The organism is Desulfobacter vibrioformis DSM 8776, assembly GCF_000745975.1.
Taxonomy (GTDB): Bacteria; Desulfobacterota; Desulfobacteria; order Desulfobacterales; family Desulfobacteraceae; genus Desulfobacter; species Desulfobacter vibrioformis.
The window spans coordinates 59,194-81,379 of the sequence record NZ_JQKJ01000020.1; the positions used below are offsets into that span (position 1 = coordinate 59,194).

The window sequence follows — 22,186 nt, forward strand, 5'->3', positions numbered from 1 at the left end:
TCCACCTAATGCCGGTAAGTGACGTTGAGCCGGGAAGTTTTCCCGCCGAAATAGTTCTGGGCAAATTCCCGGACCACCTCGGGGTCGTAGACCTTGCATGAAAACACATCCAGATAAGTAACATTGCTCTGATTGGCAAAGTGGGCGGATATCAATGAGGTTTCAATGAGTTGGACCATTGAAAATCCGGCAACCTTTTCGTCCTCACCAAAATGAACCACCTGGGTCTCACCAAAGCGTTTCATTTCAATCAGGTCGCACAGTTCCACAACAAAGCGCTTGATCAGTTCAGCATCCCTGATTTTTGCAGGGTCGCAGTCATAGATGTCAATGGCGGACGCAATGCCCCACACGTCAGGGGCGGTGTCAATTTTCATTACGTTTGCAGCGGTCATGTTTTTTCTCCTTTAAATTCAAAATGCGGCCTACCATTTGTCTTTGGTGTCTGCCGGACGTTTTGGCTTTTTATTCATTTTTTTCCGTCGTTTCTGGTCTTCCTGCTTATCTTCCCAGTCATACTCTTCGTCGTAACTTTCTTTAAATCTTGGGCTCTTGTCTTTGTTCTGACTAAACTTTTCCCTGGCCATGACTTCCTTTCCTCTCTGGTTTTGGGGCGGCTGTTTTCAGCCGGGTGGGTTGGATTTAATTCCTGAATCTCTTTAGCAACCTGTGTGCCAGTTTTGGCATAAAAAGACAAATGACTATAAATACAAATAGTTATAATATTCAATACAATCCATGTGTTAATTTTTTCGGAATATATTTACTTAAAAAAGAAAATAATGAGAAATAATAGCTAAATTGGTAATTTTCAGCCGATTTACACTGTGATTATCTATGACATTCTTAAATCAGGACAAAATAATAGACAGCACATCTATAACACGACCACCATGTTATGTCGAGATTTAAAACTGATTATAAAAGTATGTTGCTTGTTTTTTGAAATTTTTATACACTTCAGAAAGTTATATAAAATAGTAATATTTTACCGGAAATGGAATGCGATTTTTATGCTGATTCGACTGGCATGTGCCATTAAAGAGACAAAAATACGCACTGAGCTTGCAAACAGACTGGCGGAACAGGATGTTCAGCTTCAATTTTTTAAACCCAGTACCCTTTCCTGGCAGGCCCTTGCCAGGAGCTGCGCCGACGTGTTTATTGTCAGCAGTCCGGCAATTCCCAAACCTGTTGAATCAAGCATTTCTCTGCTCAATGAACTGCCGGAAGCGCCCATGACCATTGTGCTGCATAATCGGGAGTCCTCGGAAGAGCATGCCAATCTTCTGGCTTCCGGTGTTGATGTGGTGCTTTATTCCGGTATTCCAATGGACAGCCTTTTAGAAGCCCTGGAATCTACGCTGGAATCACGCCGTCAGTTCTATTATGCGGAACGCTTTGACCGGCGGGGACGTTTTCTGCCCCGGCTCAACGATTTTACCTCTAACAGCCGGGACATGCAGGTATTTCTGGATGAAACCCGGCAGGTGGTGTCCAGCGACGCCACCATACTGCTGCTTGGGGAAACAGGCGTGGGCAAGGAGCATCTGTCCAAGGCCATTCATGCGGACAGCCACAGATCCACAGGCCCTTTTATTGCCATCAACATGGCAGCCATTCCCGAACAGCTTATGGAAAGCGAGTTGTTCGGGCATGAGCAGGGGGCCTTTACCGGAGCGGTGCGCTCCCGGCGGGGCGCATTTGAACTTGCCCATGGCGGCACTATTTTTCTGGATGAAATCGGTGACATGCCCCTGCAGATGCAGACCAAACTTCTCCGGGTGCTGCAGGAACTCGAATTTACGCCCGTGGGCGGTGAACAACCGTTATGGGTGGATGTCCGGGTGATTGCGGCCACCAATAAGGACCTTGAGGATGAAGTTGAAAAGGGTAATTTCCGAAAGGATCTTTATTACCGGCTCGGGGTAATTTCATTAACGCTGCCCCCCTTGAGAAACCGTAAAGAAGATATACCCTCACTGGCCAACCATTTTCTAACCATGAACCAGCAGAAATTCGGCAGAAATTTAAAACGTTTTTCCCAGCCAGCCATGGAGGCGATGTGCAACTACCACTGGCCGGGCAATATCCGGGAATTGATGAACGTCATTGAACGGGCTGTCCTGCTGTGCAAGTCTGATATGATCACCCTGGAAGAGCTGCCGTCGGTTTTGCATAATGCCAAGCCTGTCCGAATGGGCGGTATTGCATCGGCACTTTCCCTGCCCCGGGAATGGGAAACCATGACCCTGCACCAGGTCCGGGATGTCGTGTATGACCAGGTGGAAGCATTGTATCTGACCATGGTGCTGAAAAAAACTTGTGGCAAAATCGGAGAAACCGCAAAAATTGCAGGCATTCATCCCAGGGGCCTGTATGCCAAAATGAAAAAACTGGGACTTGATAAAGCTGGATTTAAAGCCAAAGGATAGTTGTCCATGTATTCGCCCTTTCACTACCAGATTTCTGAATATGACTGTGTGCCCACAGCCATTACCAATGCCATCTCCTTTTTGTTCCAACGTAAGGAAATCCCCCCCATGGTTATCCATCATATTTACCTTTACTGCCTTGATACGGTAGGACGGGATTCCCGGTTCGGTATTGGCGGCACCAGTAAATATGCCGTACGTCTGGTGGGCAACTGGCTTAATTCTTACCGGATGAAATCCTTTTCCGTTGCCACGCAGTTTCTGGAAAAAGAACAGGTTACCATGAAACCGGGCGGGCAGATCGAATCCTGCCTGTCAGAGGGCGGGGTGGTGCTGTGCAATACCCTTTTGACCCCCCGGGATGAACATTATCTTATGGTAACGGCCATGGATGACACGTGGATTTACTGCTTTGATTCCTACCGCAGGCAGTCCATCCGAGGCATGAAAGGAACAGTCCGGTTGATTGATGACGGAGACGGCCGGTCTGCCAATCTGAAAATAAGGCGGGACTGGGCCAGGCAGGACCAGATGAAACGGTTCTGCCTGGGTCCCATACAGATGCGTGAAAGTCTTTTAATCTGGCGGACATCTTAAATCCGAATCAGGATATAAGGGCCTCCATGCGCTCCTGCGCTTCCTTGCACGCGATGCATTTGGAGGTCACAGGACGGACATTGAGCCGTTTGAGGGAGATCTCTTCACCACAGATGTCACAGTATCCATAGGAACCCTCCTCTATTCTTTTAAGCGCGTCTTTGATTTTTTTGATCAACCTGCTTTTCCGGCTGTGCAGATGCAAGTTCATGGTGCGGTTGATATCGGCTGCAGTGGAATCAATCAATTCCGTATCCCTGCTGCGTTCCAGCATCAGTTCTGACACGGCAGAGTCGGCCTGGTCCAGCAGCTCTCTCATGGCGGTGTTCAGCATTTTTTTAAAACGGTCCAGCTCTTCATCGGTGATATGGGGTCTGTCAATTACTTCGGTGGTCATCTTTTTACTCCCAAACGTAGGTAAGGCCGCTCAATATGTGGACTTGGGGATGAAAAGTGCCCGGATCGTCGTTAATGCCCCAACCGCTGTCATCCGGCAGCAGTCAAGTCCGTGTAGGCGGGCAGCTGAATGCCAATGTATAGCAATAACAGTGCCAGGAATATTTACAGCCTATAATCCTGAACGTACCAACGCATTAACGCCGGCCAGGACATCTAAGTTCCGATTTTGACAGATTTAACTTTGTCTTTGGACATGCCGCGTCCGCTTTCCTTTTTCTTAATGCTGTTTTTATTGTTTATGCGCCTCCCAGACAGGCAAAAAAAAACAGCGGCTGTGCTACCTGCACCGCCGCTGTCAAAGGTTAAATATTTATTGTTTTAATATATTGGGTACGGAAAGAGATCCTAATGGAAGTACCGTGATTTTGGCATCTTTACCTTTTTCTTCAAGTGCTTTTTCCAAAGCCGCCTCGACGCTCTCAAAAGGTTTAATGTGCACGGCTTTTATCTCGTCTTCCGGCAGTTCTGTAACCCCCCAGGTCTGTGCCCAGGTATTTATTTCAGCCATCTTGCCGGCTTTGTGATAGCCTAACTTATATTCGAGTTTTATCTTTTCAAGAACCTCGTGCGGTGTGCTGCAGGAAGCCATCAGATCAAAGAAAGTTTTCCCGCCTATTCCCATTCTGCATTGGGACACGAATATTAATATGCCATCTTCTTTAAGCGCAAGCTTACCATTATCTATCGCTTTTTGAGACTGATAAAGGTCTATATCCATTGGATAAGGCGCCACGGAAATGACAATTTCAGCTTTTTCTTCTATATCAACACAAAATACTTTTTTGGCACTGTCTATGGCAGCATAAAAGGCGCCTACAAGATCTCCGCATGTGGTTTCATATACATTATGGTCTTTATCTAAAATCGTCATAATGGAAAACACTTGAATGTCTTTTAATACATTCATGGCATCCATCATATCTTCATGTACGGGGTTGCCGTCCAATGCAAGGGCTTTTGCACTTTTATTTAAAGCCAGCTTGTGGTTTTGCGTTATGGTCTCATAGGATGCCACACCAGGTAAGAAGCCTTTTCTGCCACCTGTATATCCGGCAAAATAGTGGGGTTCCACAGAACCGATAACTACCGTTTTTTTAGCTTCTGCTACAATTTTATTAAGGTACATCTCAGTACCGTTTGTAGATTTACCTAGATAGACCATCTCATCATTTTTAGCATCATGTGCCCATATTCTATCTTTGGCTTTGAGGTCCTGATAAATCTCTTTGCCAAAAATGTATTCGTATTCCTCATCATTCGGAGCTCTGTGAGCACCGGTAGCGATGATGAAATAGATATCTTTATCTTTTATATCATCATAAATTACGCGAAGAACTTTTGCTGTAGGCGTAGGCCGAGTCCCGTCATTTACAATAAATACGACTCTTTCATCACCGGTCATAAACTCTGCAAAATTAGCATTTTCCAAATTTTTTGAAAATTCAGAAGCAAACTCTCTTTTTTCTACATCATTTGGAAAATATACGCCTTGCAGGTTGTTATCATTAATTTCAACTTCAATTTTTTCCTTACCGTACGGTATCAATACTTTTGCCATTGCGTTCTCCTTCCTGGAGTTATTTTTTTAACAATTCTGTATCGGGTTTTCTCTATGACCTGTTTGCCTGCCTTTTAATCCAACTTCTTTATCTATTACGTTCACGGCGGATAAAAATTAAAATCTTCGGCATATATTCATATTCCGGGGATTAAGATTTTTATCCGCCGTGGGTTCCAACAGGAGGCATACGCTCACCATTGGACGAAAAGATCATCTATGTATAGGCTGGGTTTAGCGTATTGGGCCCATTTGATTTAACTTCTCCATAAAGGTATCAATTTCTGCCTGGAATAACTGTTTGTCACCTCTAGGAATCTGAACCAAATGGATTCGCTCGGGATTAATATCAAGAGATTCAAGGGTTTGCTTCATTTTTGTCACTCGTTTTTGGGCGGCGACATTGCCGTCATGGGTACATTCGCCATCCGGACAAACGCCGACCAGAACGCCCCATGCCTGGTTAAGGAACGGAGTCAATAAAAGATTTTTATCAAGACGGCCGCCACACAAGTTCACCAGGATTTCATACTCCTTGTCATGGGTTTCCGATTCCGGCAGTTTGGAATTCTGAATGTCAGAATGGTATGACCAGTTACAGGCAAACACAATGGCCTTGGCAGAGGTATGGGATTGGAGGAACTCAGTTGCTCTCCTGTCCATTTCAGCCGTATCAGTACCAAATGATAATGGAATGGTTATCGCTTCAATGGGACAAATTTCAACACAGATGCCGCAGGACTTGCATTTTACCGGATCCACGACAATGCCCTCACCGTCAACAAAATCCCGGGCATCATGGGGACAGGCCCTGACGCACTGCAGACACCTGGCACAGGAACGGGCCGTAATTGATGTGGTACCCGGACCCTTGTATCCCAATTCAACCAGATCTCTTCTAAGGTCCAGCATAATATCCGTTATTTGAACCCCGGAGGAGCAGGCAGCTTCGCACCGTTTGCAGAAAAAACAACTGAACGATTTTTCCGCAATCTCCGTTGTCAATTCAACCTCGCCGGTCAAAAGTCCGTGGGCTAAAATATTTTTACCCCTGGGTGCATCGGATTCCCACCGGGTGAATTTAAACATGGGGCAGTGCTCGTAACAGTATCCGCACCGGATGCACTTGGCCAGCATGCCTTCCCATTTTTCTAGATTTTTAAATTTTATTTTTTCTGTCTGCATAACAATAGTCCCTGTGATCCTTTATCAGCTGTTGACAGCATATCTAAGGTTAGTAGCCTTGACCCAGTTATCCGGAGCCTGCATCAGTTTGCCTGGATTGAGAATGTTGTTGGGGTCCAGAGCCGCTTTGATGGCAGCCATCATTTTCAGGGAATCTCTTTTCTCTGTCTTGAAGGCTAAGGCCTTGGAAATGCCGATACCGTGCTCAGCAGAAGTGGTGCCGTGGATGGAATTTACATATTCATAGATCTCGGCAATGGCTCTCTGGGCACCCTCCCATTGCTTTTCCTTGCTGGTATCCATCATGATTTTGGTGTGCATGCACCCGGATCCGCAATGTCCATAAGCTGTCATAATGATGCCGTTTTTTTCAGCGGCTTCATGGATTTTGGCGGCCATATCCGCCATCTTGGAATAGGGTACTGCCATATCGTCAGCCAGGGATGTGGAAGCCATACTGGTGTCAAATTGTGACAGGGCAGGGAATAATTTCTTACGGCCCATGAAGATCTGTTCGCGCTCTTTGGCATCAAAGCTGTACCAGAGATCAGCACCGTTGTTCTTTGCGCAGATATCTTTCATTTTTTGAACTTCATAATCCACGGCTTCCTTCACTTTTCCGTCGGATTCAAAAAGCAGGGAGGCGGCCACTTCCTTAAGGCCCAGGTTCATGGTTTTATTTACCGCCTTGATGGCAACGTCATCCACCAGCTCAAGCATGGAGGGGATGGTGCCCGAGGCCATGATATCAGCGATGGCATTGCCGGCATCCCTGAGAGTGTCAAAATTGGCAACACCCAGACATCTGAATTCGGGGATGGGTACAAAACTCATGGTCGCTTCCACCACAACACCCAGGGTGCCTTCCGACCCCACAATGAGTTTTTCAAGCTGGTAACCGGACGCCTCCACCCGGGTATAGGTGCCCAGGGTTACCAGGTCGCCATTAGCCAGAACCACTTTTAAGCCCAGCACCGCATCCCGGGTTGCACCGTATTTTACTGAACGAACGCCCGACGCATTGTTGCCGATCTCGCCGCCGATGGTGGCGATACGTGAAGAAGCCGGTGTCGGGGGATAGAAAACCCCGTAAGGTTTAAGCGCTGCGTTGAGATCATCATCCACCACCCCGGGTTCCACCCGGCAGTAAACATCGGGCATGTTGATTTCAAGTATCCGGTTCATGTTCTTCATGTCCAGAAGAATGCCGCCCATGGACGACACGGTCTGCCCGCACATGCCCGAGCCGCCGCCCCTGGGGACAACCGGTATTTTTGCCTCATTGGCATAGGCCATTACTTTTTGAACCTGACCGGTATTGTCAGGTCTGACAACAACCCATGGTGCGGCATGGTAAACAGATGCGTCTGCGCCATAAATATACAGGTCAAGCGGATCTGTCTTTATGTTTTTTTCCCCGACTATTTCCCTAAGTCTGGGAAGATCGACCGTATTCATTTGATATCCTTTCCTGATGAAATTATTAAAACCAGTGGGTCTAAAAAGTCTCTATTCTATTTAATTCGCTAATATATTCACAACTGTTTTAAAAATTCAATCCCCTTTACCTTTACGGTATTAATAAGTGTTTGCTTTTCTAAAAAGCCGAATTATTAACTTGAATTTTTTGGTATTGACAGATATGTGCTAACCTCCTTCAAAGGGTTATCTTGGCAGGGCCGGCATCAGCATATCGTCATTGATTCTGAAAAAACCGCTAAAATGCTCCAGCCAATATGCGTGGTAAACGATATTATCGCTGTTGAAGACTGTAACCTCACCCCTTTTTTCTGACGCATAGATAAAATACATCCGGCCGCTGGGATCCACCTGGTAGACCATGGCGGCAAGATCATTATCCAGCACGATCAGGTCCCCGTTTTGAACATCATCGGCTTCAATACCGTGGGTATTGCCCAATAAAAGGTCCATGGGCATAAAGGCCTTGTATATCAGCCCGGCCCGGGATGCCGCCCCGGTGTAAATGGAGTAAAAAAGCCAGGAATTATCCGTGCTTCCGGTCTGTTTAGGGCGTCCGCCGAATATAAAAGGCATCCCGATAAACTGTTCTGCAGTTGATGGAATGAACTGACAGAAAAGTACGGCAGGCGTTGAGTCCACTGGCGTCTGGGTCTGCTGTGCCTCCATGACAAGGGAATGGCTGGCCAGGGCCGGAACAGCCCAGATCATAACCAGTATCGCATATATATATATGGTAGGTCTTTTCATTTTTCTTTTCTGCCCACAAGGGGGAAATTTATATCCCGGCATTTCTAAAATCTGCCGGGGACGTCTATTTACACTACCTGTTTTTGAAACCTTTCGTCAAGAACGAAAGTCGGGTTACGGTAAACACCTTGCAGAATTTTTAAAATGTTTTTCAATTAGGCACGAATCCTGCTTTTTTGATATTTGTGTACAACCCTATAAAAAGTCAGAAAGGATAAAAAAATGACTTGTATTGATGACATTCAAACCCTTAGAAACCAGGTGATTCCAAACGGTCATGCCTCCGGCACCACCTGCTATGTTGATTCGGCCAAAGGGGCCATTATCACTGATGTTCAAGGCAAACAATATATCGATTTTGCCGGCGGCATTGCCGTGATGAACGTGGGTCACAGCCATCCCAAGGTGGTGGCTGCCATTAAAGCCCAGGCCGAGAAATTCACCCACACCTGCTTTATGGTAAATCCCTATGATGTTGCGGTACGCCTGGCCGACCGGCTGTGTAAGATCACCCCGGGCACCTTTGACAAAAAAGCCCTTTTTGTCAACTCCGGGGCCGAAGCGGTGGAAAACGCGGTAAAAATCGCCCGCTATTACACCCAAAGACAGGGGGTTGTGACATTTGACGGCTCCTACCATGGCCGTACCTATCTCACCATGGCCATGACCACCAAGGTAAAGCCCTATAAATGCGGATTCGGCCCCCTGGCCCCGGAAGTGTACCGGGCACCCTTTGGTAATTTCAAGGCGTTTACCGATTTTTTCATCACCGGCATTAACCCTGAAAACACCGCAGCTGTCGTTATCGAGCCCATCCAGGGTGAAGGTGGGTTTATTGCCCCGCCTGCGGACTTTTTGCCCCAGGTGGCACAGTTCTGTAAGGATAACGGCATTGTTTTTATTGCGGATGAAATCCAGTCCGGCATGGGCCGGTCCGGCAAGATGTTCGCCATTGAGAATTTCGGCGTGGAACCGGATCTGATGACCGTGGCCAAAAGTATTGCTGCGGGCATGCCCTTAAGCGCGGTGGTGGGCAGAAAAGAGATCATGGATTCTGTACATCCCGGCGGTTTAGGCGGCACATACGGTGCCAACCCTGTGGCCTGTGCCGCTGCCCATGCGGTACTGGATATCTTTGAAGAGGAAAATCTTCTGGAAAAAGCCCAAGCCATCGGTGAAAAGCTTGGCGCAACCTTTGGTGCCTGGACACAAAAATTTGATCATGTGGGTGAGGTCAGAGGGATTGGCGCCATGCGGGGATACACCATTGTCAATGCCGACGGCACCCCTGCCCCGGACAAGGCCAAAACGTTGTCTGCTTACTGTTTTGACAACGGGTTGATCACCCTGGTCTGCGGCATTGAAGGCAATGTCATCCGGGTATTGATGCCCCTGGTCATTGAAGATGATCAACTGCAAAAGGGGCTGGATATAATGGAAGCCGGGCTGGCCAGCCTGACTGGCTGTTAAAAGGGGTTAACATGCTCAAAATAAAAAACACAGCGCTCTTTTGCCGGCATTGTTTTATTCAGGATGAGTGGGTTGCCGCAGACAGCGGCAAAACCGTTGACGTAACCAATCCTGCCACAGGTCAGATTCTTGGTACGGTTCCTTTTTGCGGCGCAGATGAGACACAGAGGGCCATTAACGCGGCCAATGAAAGTCTGGATGCCTGGCGGTCCAAAACCGCCGGGGAGCGCTCGGCCATCCTGCGAAAGTGGTATGACCTGCTCATGGAAAACCAGGAGGATTTAGCCGTAATCATGACCGCGGAACAAGGCAAGCCCCTGGCGGAATCCCGGGGCGAGATCGCCTATGCCGCCGCCTTTTTTGAATGGTTTGCCGAAGAGGCCAAACGGGTATACGGGGATGTGATCCCCCAGACCGTGGCCTCCCAGCGCCTGGTGGTAATCAAACAGCCTGTGGGGGTGGTGGCCGCCATTACCCCGTGGAATTTCCCCAGTGCCATGATCACCAGAAAGGCAGGCGCAGCCCTGGCCGCCGGCTGCACCATGGTATTGAAGCCGGCAACAGCCACCCCGTTTTCAGCCCTGGCCATTGCAAAACTTGGGCAACAGGCAGGGGTGCCCAAAGGGGTGTTCAATGTGGTGACCGGCTCATCCTCCGCCATTGGCGGGGAACTTACAGCCAACCCAATTGTCCGCAAACTGACCTTCACCGGCTCCACCCAGGTGGGTAAAAAGCTGATGAGGGACTGCGCCGGAACCATGAAGCGGCTTTCCATGGAGCTGGGGGGAAATGCCCCGTTTATTGTGTTTGACGATGCAGATATTGATGCGGCCGTGGAAGGTGCCATGGCGTGCAAATACCGCAACTCCGGCCAGACCTGTGTGTGCGCCAACCGGATGTATGTCCAGGCCGGCGTGTATGATGAATTTTGCCGGAAGCTGACAGCGGCTGTGCAAGAACTGAAGGTGGGCAATGGGTTTGATGACGGGGTTCAACAGGGCCCGCTCATTGATATGGCTGCCGTGGAAACCGTGGAAAGCCACATCAAAGATGCCGTGGACAAGGGCGGAAAAGTCCTGGCCGGCGGCACGCGCCATGCCCTGGGCCGCACCTTTTTTGCGCCCACCATTATTGCGGATGTCACCGATGACATGCGGGTGGCCAGAGAGGAAACCTTTGGTCCCCTGGCCCCGGTTTTCAAGTTTGACACGGAAGAGGAAGTGGTCCGCAAAGCCAATGATACGGAATTTGGGCTGGCTGCCTATTTTTACACCAGGGATATGGCAAGAAGCTGGCGCATCGGAGAAAAACTGGAATATGGCCTGGTGGGTATCAATTCCGGCATTATCTCCAACCCGGTGGCCCCCTTTGGCGGAGTCAAAGAGTCAGGTAACGGTCGGGAAGGCTCAAAATACGGGCTGGACGATTATCTGGAAATCAAATACATGTGTATGGCAGGTATATAAAGAAATACAGGAATCATCGCCCCCATGACGCTGAAAATAAACATAATGCTGGTGTCCATACTGGTGGCGATTATTCTTGTTCTGGCGGGTATCACCTACACCTACACCCAGACCATCAGCCGGCACACGGTGGAAAGTCACCAGCAGAACCTGACCAAAGAGGCGGCCAAGATGGCCCGGATGTGGCTGGATCACCGCTATAAACTCATTGATGCCTTGGCGCACACCCTGGAAGATCTCTATCTGACCCAGGGGCAGGATCCAAGGCCCATTTTAAGGATGACCATGGCAGCCGGGGATTTTTCCGATGTTTATCTGGGGCTTTTTAACGGCACCATGATAGATGGGGCCAACTGGTATGCCCCATCGGATTATGATCCCCGGACCCGCCCCTGGTACAGGCGGGCCATGGAAGAACAGAAACTGACGTTAACCCGGCCCTTTATGGACCAAGGCTTCTGGAAGATGGTCATTGCCCTGGTGGTGCCCCTGGTCCATAATAACCAGGTGATGGGGGTTTTAAGCGCCAATATCATCCTTGATACCCTGCAGGCTTCGGTCATGGACCTGCGCATCGGCCGGTACGGATACGCCTTTATCATTGACAGCCAGGGCACCGTGCTGGTCCACCAGAACAAAAGCCTGATGATGACCACCAAAATCCAGGAATCCGACCCCGGCCTTTCAGCCTTTGGTTCATATTTCCCCGGACGGGATGCGGGCTCTTTCTCCTACCGGGATCGCATGCTCAGCTTTCATAAACTTACGGATACCGGATGGTACCTTTGTACCAACGTGGATCAGGAAGAGGCCCTGGCCCTGGCCAAAAATACAGACATGCTCTTTGCCATGGCCATGGTCCTGAAAATTTTAGGCATTCTGGCCCTGCTGCTGTTTCTCACCGTGGGCGGGTTTGCCTTGATCCTGTTTATCTCCAAAAACAGGTTTGAGGCCATCGTTTCCGGAAAAGATAAAGACCTTCGCGGGGAAATCATCCGCAGAAAAGAGCTTGAATCCCGGTACCGGACCCTTTTTAATATGGCCACCAATGCCATTATGCTCACAAGAAACGGGGTCTATATCGAATGTAATCAAAAGGCATTGGATATGTTTGGGCTGGCCGAAGATAAAATCATCGGCCACACCATGCTGGATCTCTCCCCTGACACCCAGATTGACGGCACTGCCACAAAGCTGAAACTGACCCAGATTGAACAGTCCCACGCATCGGGCGGCTCCGATGTGTTTAAATGGACATTCAACCGGGCAAATGGTTCGGAGTTCCCGGTTGAAATCGGGATCTCCACGTTGAAACTGGACCGGGAAATGGTCAACGTGTACAGTATCTGGGACATCTCAAAACGGGTGAATGCCGAGCAGAACCTGCGCCAGGCCCAGAAAATGGCGGCCATGGGCGAAATGCTCTCTGCCATTGCCCACCAGTGGCGCCAGCCCCTCAATGCCCTGTCCTCATATATTGCCTCCCTGACCCCGGCCTTTTATAACCAGATGATTTCCGCCCCGTTCATTGAAAAACTGGTCCGGGAGTCTGATACCCAGATTCAGTTCATGTCAAGAACCATCAACGATTTCCGGGAATATTTCAGGCCGTCCAAGAATAAACACACCTTTGAGGTGATGGATTCGATACAAAGCGCCATCAAGCTGGTAAAACCCCAGCTGAAGCAGAGCAATATCACCCTGGACCTGGACCTGGCCGGCGCTGACGTTTCCATGCCCATCCTGGGCTATAAGAATGAATTTGTTCATGTCCTGGTCAACATCATTTCCAATGCAAAGGATGCCATCAACGAACGCCAGGCCAAATCGCCGAAACGAACAGTTCACAGGTTAATCAACCTGGCTGTTTTCAAAAACAGCGATGAAATCTGCCTGGAAATTAAAGATACAGGGTGCGGGATACCCCCCCACTTGATGGAAAAGATATTTACGCCCTATTTCACCACCAAGGGAACGGCCACAGGCACCGGCATTGGCCTGTACATGGCTAAAATGATTGTGGAAAAGGAGATGAAAGGAATGATTCATGTAGAAAACCGGTACATTGGTGCCATGTTCAGGGTCTGCCTGCCCCTGTCCCCGGAAAAAAACGCCCCAAATGACAACCAGGAGAATCATGCTTAATTTCAGCCATTCAAAGGTGCCGGTGGTATTGGTGGACGATGAAGCATCAGAACTTGACGCGTACGGTTTTTTGCTCACGTCCATGGGCGTCAACCAGGTGGTTCAGGTCCAGGACAGCCGACGGCTGCCCGCTGTGATGGCCGAGCTTGGGGTGTGTGTCCTTTTTCTTGACCTGAATATGCCCCACAAATCCGGCCTTGAGGTATTAAAAGAACTTAGGGTAACCCATCCCCACATTCCCGTGGTGATCATCACGGCCAATTCCGAGATTGAAAGCGCGGTTGAATGTTTAAAGCAAGGGGCCCATGACTACCTGGTCAAGCCCATCAATATGAACACCTTTGCCTCGGCATTGAGAAATGCCCTGGAAATCTGCGCATTGCGAAATGAGGTTCTCACCCTTAAGGGGGTCTCCTTTAACCGGAATCTTAAATATCCGGAACATTTCCAGCACATCATCACCCAGAACCCCACGATGATCGGGCTTTTCCAGTATATTGAGTCCATCTCCACCAGCCGGGAGCCGGCCCTGATCCTTGGCGAAACCGGCACCGGAAAGGAGCTGATCTCCCGCGCCATTCATCATACATCCGGGCTTGACGGCCCTTTTGTCACGGTGGATGTGGCAGGACTGGATGACAACCTGTTTTCAGACACGCTTTTCGGCCACAGTAAAGGCGCTTACACCGGGGCGGATAAACACAGGGAAGGCCTGGTGGAAAAGGCGGCAGGCGGGTCCCTGTTTTTAGATGAAATCGGGGATCTGTCTGCCGCCTCCCAGGTCAAGCTGTTGCGGCTGGTCCAGGAGGGCATTTTTTATCCCCTGGGCTCGGACCGGCCCCAGACCTGCCGTGCACGGATCATATCCGCAACCAATAAATCCCGTAACGCGCTTGCAGCGGTGGACCAGGCCCAGTTCAGGTCAGACCTTTTCTTCAGGCTTTCCACCCACCTGATCCAGGTTCCCCCGTTGCGGGAACGCAAAGAGGACATCCCCCTGATTGCCGCCTATCTAAGGGATCAGGCTGCCAAAATCATGGGCAAACCCGTTGTTGAAACCGGAGAACAGTTTGCGGCTGTTTTGGCGGCCCACCCGTTCCCGGGCAATATCCGGGAGCTGAAAACCTATATCTATGATGCCGTGGCACAAAGCACGGACACACGCCTCAGTGTTGACACGATCCTGGACCGGCTGACAGATGCCTCAACCGTGTCCCAGTCCCAGGTGCCCTATTCCCCCCCCACCCGTGATGCCGCTCTGGAAGATTTAATGGGCGGGTTCCCCACCTTGTCGGCACTGACCGAATATGCCATTGACCAGGCCCTGGACCGCACAGACAATAACCAGAGCCAGGCAGCCAGGCTTCTGGGCATCTCCAAGCAGGCGTTAAGCAAGCGATTAAAAAACCGGGATAAAAGTTGACCCCACGCGTCAATTAAAGTTGACGACGTCAATAATAATTGACAATTGTATGGTGGGCAAAAGCGTAGCGATGCCCACCATATTCGACAACGGTGGGCACAAAAAGCGTGCCCACCCTACCGGCTGATTTTTGAACCACGAAGGACACGAAGAGCACGAAGATTCAAACTCTAATATCTTCGTGCTCTTCGTGTCCTTCGTGGTAAATAAAAAAAATAAAGAATATTGGCGATTAACCTTTGTTCATGCGTTTTTGCATGCGCTTAGGTCTACAACCCTCCCACACAAGCCTGCTTTTTCAACGATTAGAAGCGATTGGCACAAGCCTTGCTCCTGTACCATTATCACGTTTGAAAAACCGCATGCGAAAAATTCATGCTTTGCATGCCATTTTAACATCCACAAGGAGGAAAAAAATGAAGTTTAATCGTTTTTGGACCGCCACGGCAGCTGCCGGACTTTTAATCAGCGGGCTTATGTTTACCGGCCCTGCGGCAGCCGGTGAAGAAACCATCAAGATCGGTAACATTATCCCTTTGTCAGGCCCCTCTGCCTCTGTGGGGCAGCAGGGCAAAAATGCAAGGGAGATGGCAGTTGAGGAGATCAACGCCGCCGGCGGCATTAAATCTTTGGGAGGCGCCAAACTTGAGATGCTCTATGCCGATTCCGAATCCAAGCCGGAAAAAGGCGTATCCGAGGCTGAACGCCTGATTAATACCGAAAAGGTCAATGTACTCACCGGCTGCTGGAACTCTGCGGTGACCTATCCCACCACAGCCGTGGCTGAACGGTATGGGGTGCCTTTTATCGTGCCGGTCTCCGTATCTGACAAAATCACCGAGCAGGGATTTAAAAACGTATTCCGGATTGCCGCCAAGGACTCCTGGTGGACCCGGGATCAGTTCTCCTTTTTAAAGGATATGCAGGCCGAGTTTAACACATCAGTCAAAAAACTGGCCTTTGTTTACGAAAACGGCGACTGGGGAAAAGGTATGGCTGGCCAGTGGAAAAAACTGGCTGAAAAAGACGGATATGAGGTGGTACTGGACGAGCCCTATCCTTCCACCGCCACCGACTTAAGCCCTGTGGTCCAGAAGATCAGACGGTCCCGGGCAGATGTTCTTTTACTGGTTTCCAATGCTGCGGACGCCATTCTTCTCACCAACACACTGGCAGAATACAAGGTACACTTAAAAGCCATTGTGGCCACCGGCGGCGGACATGCTGATCCGTTTTTTATCAAGGCCGTGGGTAAAAATGCCCAGTACCTTTTTGATATTGTGGAGTGGGAAACCGACATCAACAAACCCGGGGCCAAAGAGACCAATGCAAAATTCAAGGCCAAGTACGGCTATAACCTCACCGGAGAGGCTGTGGATGCATATGTTTCCATGTACGTGATCAAAGATGCCCTGGAACGCGCCGCAAGCCTCAACAAAGATGCCATCCGCAGGGCCCTGGCCGAAACCAACCTCACCTCAGGTCCCGGCATGATCGTTGGCTATGATGCAGTTCAGTTCGACAACAGCGGTCAAAATTCCCACGCATCCCCGGTGCTTGTGCAGATCAATGACGTGGGCAACGGCCTTGAAAGAATTACCGTATGGCCCAAAAGCGCCAGACGCGCCGGATACACGCCTGTTTTTCCCAAACCATAAAAGCCCTATCCCAATGCCCCGCTTTGAAACGGCCAACACCTTTTCAAAGCGGGACATCACCGTCCGGAGAAAAGAATGATCTATTTAATTGAAGATACAATCAACGGCATCCTCATGGGCTCGATTTACGGGCTGACCGCCCTTGGGCTGACCATTATTTTCGGGGTACTCAAGGTGGTCAACTTTGCCCACGGCACCCTTTTGATGGTCAGTATGTACGCCGCCTACTGGACTGTTGCCCTGTCAGGGCTTCATCCCTATCTTGCCCTGGTTATAGTGGTTCCGGTCATGTATGTGTTTGGATACTATCTGCAGGATATTGTAATAAAGCCCATTTTCAAGGCGGAAAAGGATGTCCGGGAACCCAGCACAGTAATTATCGTAACCACAGGGGTGTGGTATGTGCTGGATAATCTGACCCTGATGATTTTTGGTCCGCAATACCGTACCCTTCCGAATAACCCGCTCCAGGGAAAAATGATAGAGCTCGGGGATATGTTTATCTCCGTTCCCAAACTGTGGGGAGCCATTACCGCCGTTGCAACCGCCTTTGCCGTATACTACTTTTTTCAAAAAACCAGAACAGGACGTGCCATCAGGGCATGCAGCCTTGACCGCGATGCAGCCAGCCTGTGCGGCATTAACCAGTACAAAATATACAATATGGCCTTTGGTCTTGGCACGGCAGTGACCGGTATTGCCGCCGTCACCCTGGTTCCCTTTTACAACACCTTCCCTTCCGTGGGCGTTCTGTTTGATATTAAAGGATTTATCATTGTGGTGTTAGGCGGACTGGGCTCCATTCCCGGGGCCATTATCGGCGGGATCATTGTCGGGATCATCGAATCCGTGGGCCCCCAGTTCATGACCGCCACATGGACCGAGGCCATTGTATACGGTCTGTTTCTTCTGGTCCTTTTTGTTAAACCCTCAGGATTGTTCGGAGTAAAATATGACTGGTAAACCCATGACAGGCACAGGGCGCAACAACGCCCCCTGTGAAACGGACGACGCCTTTCTTGACAGGTCTGCTTTGGCCCGCCAGGTGGTCAAGGATACGATTAGCAAGGTACTGCTCGGGGCGGTGCTGATCCTGATGCTGGCATTGCCGGCAGTTATCAGCAGTCCCACCTGGCTGCATATCATTGTTTTGATATTTTTTTACGCCTATCTGACCACCTCCTGGAATATGGTGGGCGGATTTGCAGGCGTGCTGCCTTTGGGGCATGCGGTCTTTCTGGGCATCGGCGCATATACCTCAACAGTGCTTTCCCTCCAGTACGGGATCAGTCCCTGGCTCGGTATGTTCGTTGGCGGTGTCCTAGCGGTTGCTGCGGGCATGGTCATCGGACTTCCCACCCTGAAAATGCGCGGGGCCTACTTTGCCCTGGCAACCATTGCATTTTCCGAAGGCGTGCGTGTCATGGTTGAAAACATTGAATACCTGGGGCCGTTTAAACTCAACGGTCCCCGGGGGTTGCAGATTCCGCCGTTAAATATCGGCTGGGCCAATTTTATGTTTTCATCCAAGGTGCCGTATTACTACATTATCCTGGCCATGCTGCTGATTATTCTGTTTCTGACCTGGGTTGTTTCCAGGTCCAAGCTGGGATATTACCTGACCGCCGGCGGAGAAGAGCCAGAAGCGGCCCAGGCCCTGGGCGTCAATGTCTCCCGGGCCAAGGTGATTGCCATGGCGTTAAGCTGCTTTTTCACAGCCCTGGCAGGGACGTTCTATGCCCAGTTCTCTTTGTTTATTCACCCCAAAAGTACCATTTCCCTTGATATTTCCTTTGAGATTGCCTTTATCGCCCTGATCGGCGGCAGAGGCTCCATTGCAGGACCCGTTCTAGGGGCACTGCTTTTGCGCCCGGTCAGTGACCTGTCAAGAATTTACTTCGGGGATATTCTGCCTGGTATGCATCTGGTGATATACGGCGTTGTTCTCATTCTTGTGATGATCTATCAACCCCGGGGACTGCAGGAACCATTGACACGGATTTACGACAGGGTGATCAACCGTATGGCTGATGGGTTTATCAAAGGAGGATACAAATGAATCTTCTTGAACTGAAGGGTGTGACCAAACAGTTTGGGGGACTCAGGGCAGTGGACAAGTTGAGTCTGTCCATGGAAAAAGGCGAAATTCTCGGGCTCATCGGCCCCAACGGTGCAGGAAAGTCCACGGCATTTAACTGCATTGCAGGGGTATTCCCCCCCACAAAAGGAGAGGTAATTTTTGACGGGCAGGTGATCAATGGGAAAAAGCCCTGGGATCTGTGCAAAAGAGGGCTCGCCCGCACATTTCAGATCGTGAAACCCTTTGCGTCCAAAAGCGTGCTTTATAATGTGACGGTGGGGGCCTTTGCCACCACATCCAGCAGGGCGCAAGCCGAGGCCAAGGCCATCAAGGTGCTGGAACTGCTTAATTTTGACGATAAAAAAGATACCAAATCATCGGATCTGACCATTGCGGACAGAAAACGCCTGGAGATTGCCAGGGCACTTGCCACAGAGCCCAGATTGCTGCTTTTGGATGAGGTGATGGCAGGCCTGCGGCCGGCTGAGGTGGATGAAATGGTGGAAATTATCCGGTTTTTGCGTGGGCAGGGCATCACTATCCTGGTGATTGAACATATCATGCGGGCCATCATGGCGTTATCCGACCGTATTGTGGTCATCCATTTCGGGAAAAAAATTGCAGAGGGGACACCCCAGGCGGTGGCGTCCGACGAAAACGTGATCAAAGCATATCTGGGAGATGAATATGGGGTTTCTTGAGGTAAATAACATTGATGTCAGCTATGGCGATGTCCAGGTGATTTTTGACCTGTCCATGCACATTGAAGAAGGCGAAGTGGTGTCCATCATCGGCGGAAACGGTGCAGGCAAATCCACATTGCTTCGCACCATCTCAGGGCTGATGACACCGTCCTGCGGCCAGATCACATTCAAGGGCACTCCCATGCACACCCTGCCCCCCGAGCAGATCGTCAACCACGGCATTGTCCATGTCCCGGAGGGGCGCAGGCTTTTCTCCCTGATGACCATAAAAGACAACCTCATTGTGGGGGCGTACAACAAGGAAGCCGATAAATACAAAGAACAGACCCTGGCCCAGGTCTATGAGATGCTGCCGAGACTGAAAGAGCGGGAAAATCAAACCGCCCTGACCATGTCCGGCGGGGAGCAGCAGATGGTGGCCATTGGCCGGGGACTTATGGCCAGGCCCAAAATCCTGATGCTGGATGAGCCGTCCCTTGGACTGGCCCCTGTTCTGGTCAACAGCATTTTTGAAACCATCCGGAAAATCGCTGACCAGGGCACCACCGTACTGCTGGTTGAGCAGGATGTAAACCATTCTCTGCGCCTGTCAGACCGGGGCTATGTGCTGGAACACGGCAGAATTGCCCTGGAGGGAAAGGCAGATGAACTTTTAGGCAATCCTCACATTAAAGAGGCGTACCTGGGTATATAGCCGTGAATCTTTCCTATGCCCCCTTTTCGGGGGCTTTTTAAAACCATTCGAAGGGCGGGTGGAAACTTACGCCTTAATGTCTGTCATAAAAATAAAAAAATATCAGATTAATGTCATACTAGCAAAAATAGTATATGAATGCCTTACGCCTCAGTTTCTGTCAAAAAAAACAAGAAAATGAGGAGGGGCAATTGGATTGCGGGGTTCCCGCGTTGTGTGGAATTAATCTATGATTATCGGAAAAATTATGTTTCGAAAAACGAGTTTGTTAAAAAAATTGATGGGGGGATTTTTCATTTCAAGCCTTATTACACTCATCGTTGCCAGTGCCGGAATCTACGGCTTGAACAATGTAAAAAACAATTTCCAAACAGTGATTGAGTCATCCCCGCTGATCGATGCAGCCATGGCGATGAAACTTTCCGTTGCAAGGGACATGCAGATGATCATGGAGCTTTTGGCTGCGGAATCAACCACCGATCTGGACAAGGCCTGGAAAAAACATGAAACCTTTTCCGCAACCTTTGATCTCTTTGCCAGTGCCGTTCTGAATGGCGCCAAGACAGAGGAGAGCATGATTTATGCGGCCAAAGATGAAAGGCTCAGGGAGGTTGTAAAAGAGGCCGACCGCTTCCACAATGAAAAATTTACCCCCAGGATGAAACAGATTTACACGCTGATGGGACAAAAGCTTTCAGGGCAGCCCATTTCCCAGGATATGCTTAAAAATTACGATCATGAGGCTGATGACCGGGGTGAAAAAATGCTGGGGATCATCGGAGAAATTGAAGAGATCACCAGAAAAACCATTGCATCTGCCCAGACCCGCACCTCACTGATAACCGATTTTGAAACCAAGATCCTCATTGCCATCGGCATTGCAGGACTGGTCATTTCTCTGGGACTAGGGATCGGGACCACACGAATGATCACCCAACCCGTGTACCTGGCAAATGGGTTTGCACAAAAAATTGCCCAGGGAGACCTTACCCAGGAGATAGACACAGCGCTGGAAGATGAAATCGGCACCCTGATCAATTCATTGAACCGGATGTGCAAAAATTTAAGGCAGATGTTTACAGATATTGCATCCGGAGTCCAGACACTGACCGCCTCCTCTGTTCAGCTGTCAAGTGTTTCGGAACAAATTTCAACCCGTGCCGGTGAAACCGCGGCAACCTCAAATACCGTGGCAGCCGCAGCAGAAGAGATGGGCACAAATATGAACTCTGTGGCAGCCGCAACAGAGCAGACCACGGCAAATATCCAGATGATCGTGGCCGCAGCAGAAGAGATGAGCGCAACCATTAATGAAATTGCGAGCAATTCTGCCAGGGGTAGCGAAACCACAGAACAGGCTGTCAAAAACGCCCAGGACGTATCAAAGAAATTCAACGCTCTGGGCCTTGCATCTGATCAGATCAGCAAGGTCACCGAAACCATTGCCGACATTTCCGAACAAACCAACCTCCTGGCTCTGAATGCAACCATTGAAGCTGCCAGGGCAGGAGAAGCAGGAAAAGGATTTGCCGTGGTTGCAGGGGAAATCAAAGCCCTGGCCCAGCAGACATCCGCTGCAACCCATGAGATCAACGAGAGAATCACCAGCGTCCAATCCACCACAACCGAATCTGTCGCGGCGATTGAATCCATTGTCACAGTGATCAATGAGATCAATGAAATTGTGGCATCCGTTGCAGCGGCTGTTGAGGAACAAGCCGTCACCACCCGGGAAATTTCAGAGAATGTCAACCAGGCCGCTGTCGGGGTTCAGGAGGTCAATGAAAAGGTGAACCAGACCTCTTCGGTGGCAACAGAGGTCGGCCAGGATATTGCCAGAGTCAGTCAGGCAACTGCGGAAATGAGTACCGGCAGCACCCAGGTAAACGACCGTGCAAAAGATCTTTCCCGACTGGCAGAAGACCTCAATGAGATGATCCGCCAATTTAAGATATGAGATTGGCGACCCATTTCAATTTACCAACAGTTGAAACGATGTCCCAGGTAATTTCGTGCTATACAGGTCGCATGTTTGCCCTTGATAAATCCAACAATTTGGGTTAGCGAATATTTCGGGGGTATC

At 49.8% G+C, this 22,186-nt stretch carries 19 protein-coding genes; 12 read left to right on the forward strand and 7 right to left on the reverse strand.

What is annotated here, in order from left to right:
• Positions 1–5 precede the first annotated feature (5 nt).
• Positions 6–395, reverse strand: coding sequence for an S-adenosylmethionine decarboxylase (speD, locus tag Q366_RS13460; protein WP_051958051.1), 390 nt, complete (start codon positions 393–395; stop codon positions 6–8).
• 30 nt (positions 396–425) lie between these two features.
• Positions 426–587 carry a hypothetical protein gene (locus Q366_RS21580; RefSeq protein WP_169742969.1) on the reverse strand — a complete coding sequence of 54 codons (162 nt, stop codon included), beginning with the start codon at positions 585–587 and terminating at the stop codon, positions 426–428.
• 426 nt (positions 588–1,013) lie between these two features.
• Here Q366_RS21580 and Q366_RS13465 point away from each other — a divergent pair, with 426 nt between their 5' ends.
• Positions 1,014–2,435, forward strand: a complete 1,422-nt coding sequence (locus Q366_RS13465) for a sigma-54 interaction domain-containing protein (protein WP_035239827.1) — start codon at positions 1,014–1,016, stop codon at positions 2,433–2,435.
• Positions 2,436–2,441: 6 nt separating this feature from the next.
• Positions 2,442–3,032, forward strand: a complete 591-nt coding sequence (locus tag Q366_RS13470) for a hypothetical protein (RefSeq protein WP_035239829.1) — start codon at positions 2,442–2,444, stop codon at positions 3,030–3,032.
• A gap of 7 nt (positions 3,033–3,039) precedes the next feature.
• On the opposite strand, the gene Q366_RS13475 is transcribed toward Q366_RS13470, so the two are convergent.
• The 5 genes from Q366_RS13475 to Q366_RS13495 all read right to left on the reverse strand — a co-directional run bounded on the left by Q366_RS13475 (position 3,040) and on the right by Q366_RS13495 (position 8,463).
• Positions 3,040–3,429 carry a TraR/DksA family transcriptional regulator gene (locus tag Q366_RS13475; RefSeq protein WP_051958052.1) on the reverse strand — a complete coding sequence of 130 codons (390 nt, stop codon included), beginning with the start codon at positions 3,427–3,429 and terminating at the stop codon, positions 3,040–3,042.
• Positions 3,430–3,801: 372 nt separating this feature from the next.
• The gene (locus Q366_RS13480) at positions 3,802–5,049 is read right to left on the reverse strand and encodes a lactate racemase domain-containing protein (RefSeq protein WP_035239831.1); all 1,248 of its coding nucleotides are present in this window, start codon (positions 5,047–5,049) and stop codon (positions 3,802–3,804) included.
• Positions 5,050–5,283: 234 nt separating this feature from the next.
• A complete protein-coding gene (locus Q366_RS13485; RefSeq protein WP_035239832.1) occupies positions 5,284–6,234 on the reverse strand; it encodes a hydrogenase iron-sulfur subunit in 951 nt (316 codons plus the stop codon).
• Between the two features lie 24 nt (positions 6,235–6,258).
• Positions 6,259–7,692 carry an FAD-binding oxidoreductase gene (locus tag Q366_RS13490; RefSeq protein ID WP_035239834.1) on the reverse strand — a complete coding sequence of 478 codons (1,434 nt, stop codon included), beginning with the start codon at positions 7,690–7,692 and terminating at the stop codon, positions 6,259–6,261.
• Between the two features lie 207 nt (positions 7,693–7,899).
• On the reverse strand, positions 7,900–8,463 hold the full coding sequence (locus Q366_RS13495; RefSeq protein ID WP_035239883.1) for a hypothetical protein: 564 nt from the start codon (positions 8,461–8,463) through the stop codon (positions 7,900–7,902).
• 222 nt (positions 8,464–8,685) lie between these two features.
• On the opposite strand from Q366_RS13495, the gene gabT reads away from it, so the two are divergent.
• The 10 genes from gabT to Q366_RS20410 all read left to right on the forward strand — a co-directional run bounded on the left by gabT (position 8,686) and on the right by Q366_RS20410 (position 22,060).
• Positions 8,686–9,933: a 4-aminobutyrate--2-oxoglutarate transaminase gene (gene gabT, locus Q366_RS13500; protein ID WP_035239836.1), complete on the forward strand. Its 1,248-nt coding sequence runs from the start codon at positions 8,686–8,688 to the stop codon at positions 9,931–9,933.
• Positions 9,934–9,944: 11 nt separating this feature from the next.
• Entirely contained in the window at positions 9,945–11,399 is a 1,455-nt protein-coding gene (locus Q366_RS13505; protein WP_035239838.1) for an NAD-dependent succinate-semialdehyde dehydrogenase, read from the forward strand.
• 24 nt (positions 11,400–11,423) lie between these two features.
• The gene (locus tag Q366_RS20405) at positions 11,424–13,544 is read left to right on the forward strand and encodes a cache domain-containing protein (protein ID WP_051958053.1); all 2,121 of its coding nucleotides are present in this window, start codon (positions 11,424–11,426) and stop codon (positions 13,542–13,544) included.
• A complete protein-coding gene (locus Q366_RS13515; protein ID WP_035239840.1) occupies positions 13,537–14,967 on the forward strand; it encodes a sigma-54-dependent transcriptional regulator in 1,431 nt (476 codons plus the stop codon). Before Q366_RS20405 ends, Q366_RS13515 begins: the two co-directional genes overlap by 8 nt.
• A gap of 416 nt (positions 14,968–15,383) precedes the next feature.
• On the forward strand, positions 15,384–16,625 hold the full coding sequence (locus tag Q366_RS13520; protein WP_035239843.1) for an ABC transporter substrate-binding protein: 1,242 nt from the start codon (positions 15,384–15,386) through the stop codon (positions 16,623–16,625).
• A 75-nt stretch (positions 16,626–16,700) separates the two neighbouring features.
• A complete protein-coding gene (locus tag Q366_RS13525; RefSeq protein ID WP_035239845.1) occupies positions 16,701–17,588 on the forward strand; it encodes a branched-chain amino acid ABC transporter permease in 888 nt (295 codons plus the stop codon).
• Positions 17,578–18,684: a branched-chain amino acid ABC transporter permease gene (locus Q366_RS13530; protein WP_084691833.1), complete on the forward strand. Its 1,107-nt coding sequence runs from the start codon at positions 17,578–17,580 to the stop codon at positions 18,682–18,684. The genes Q366_RS13525 and Q366_RS13530 overlap by 11 nt, the downstream gene beginning before the upstream one ends.
• Positions 18,681–19,406, forward strand: coding sequence for an ABC transporter ATP-binding protein (locus Q366_RS13535; protein ID WP_035239846.1), 726 nt, complete (start codon positions 18,681–18,683; stop codon positions 19,404–19,406). Before Q366_RS13530 ends, Q366_RS13535 begins: the two co-directional genes overlap by 4 nt.
• Positions 19,393–20,103 (forward strand): ABC transporter ATP-binding protein, encoded by a 711-nt coding sequence (locus Q366_RS13540; RefSeq protein ID WP_035239847.1) that lies wholly within the window; start codon positions 19,393–19,395, stop codon positions 20,101–20,103. The genes Q366_RS13535 and Q366_RS13540 overlap by 14 nt, the downstream gene beginning before the upstream one ends.
• Positions 20,104–20,350: 247 nt before the next feature.
• Positions 20,351–22,060 (forward strand): methyl-accepting chemotaxis protein, encoded by a 1,710-nt coding sequence (locus Q366_RS20410; RefSeq protein ID WP_245619964.1) that lies wholly within the window; start codon positions 20,351–20,353, stop codon positions 22,058–22,060.
• Positions 22,061–22,186: the final 126 nt, after the last annotated feature.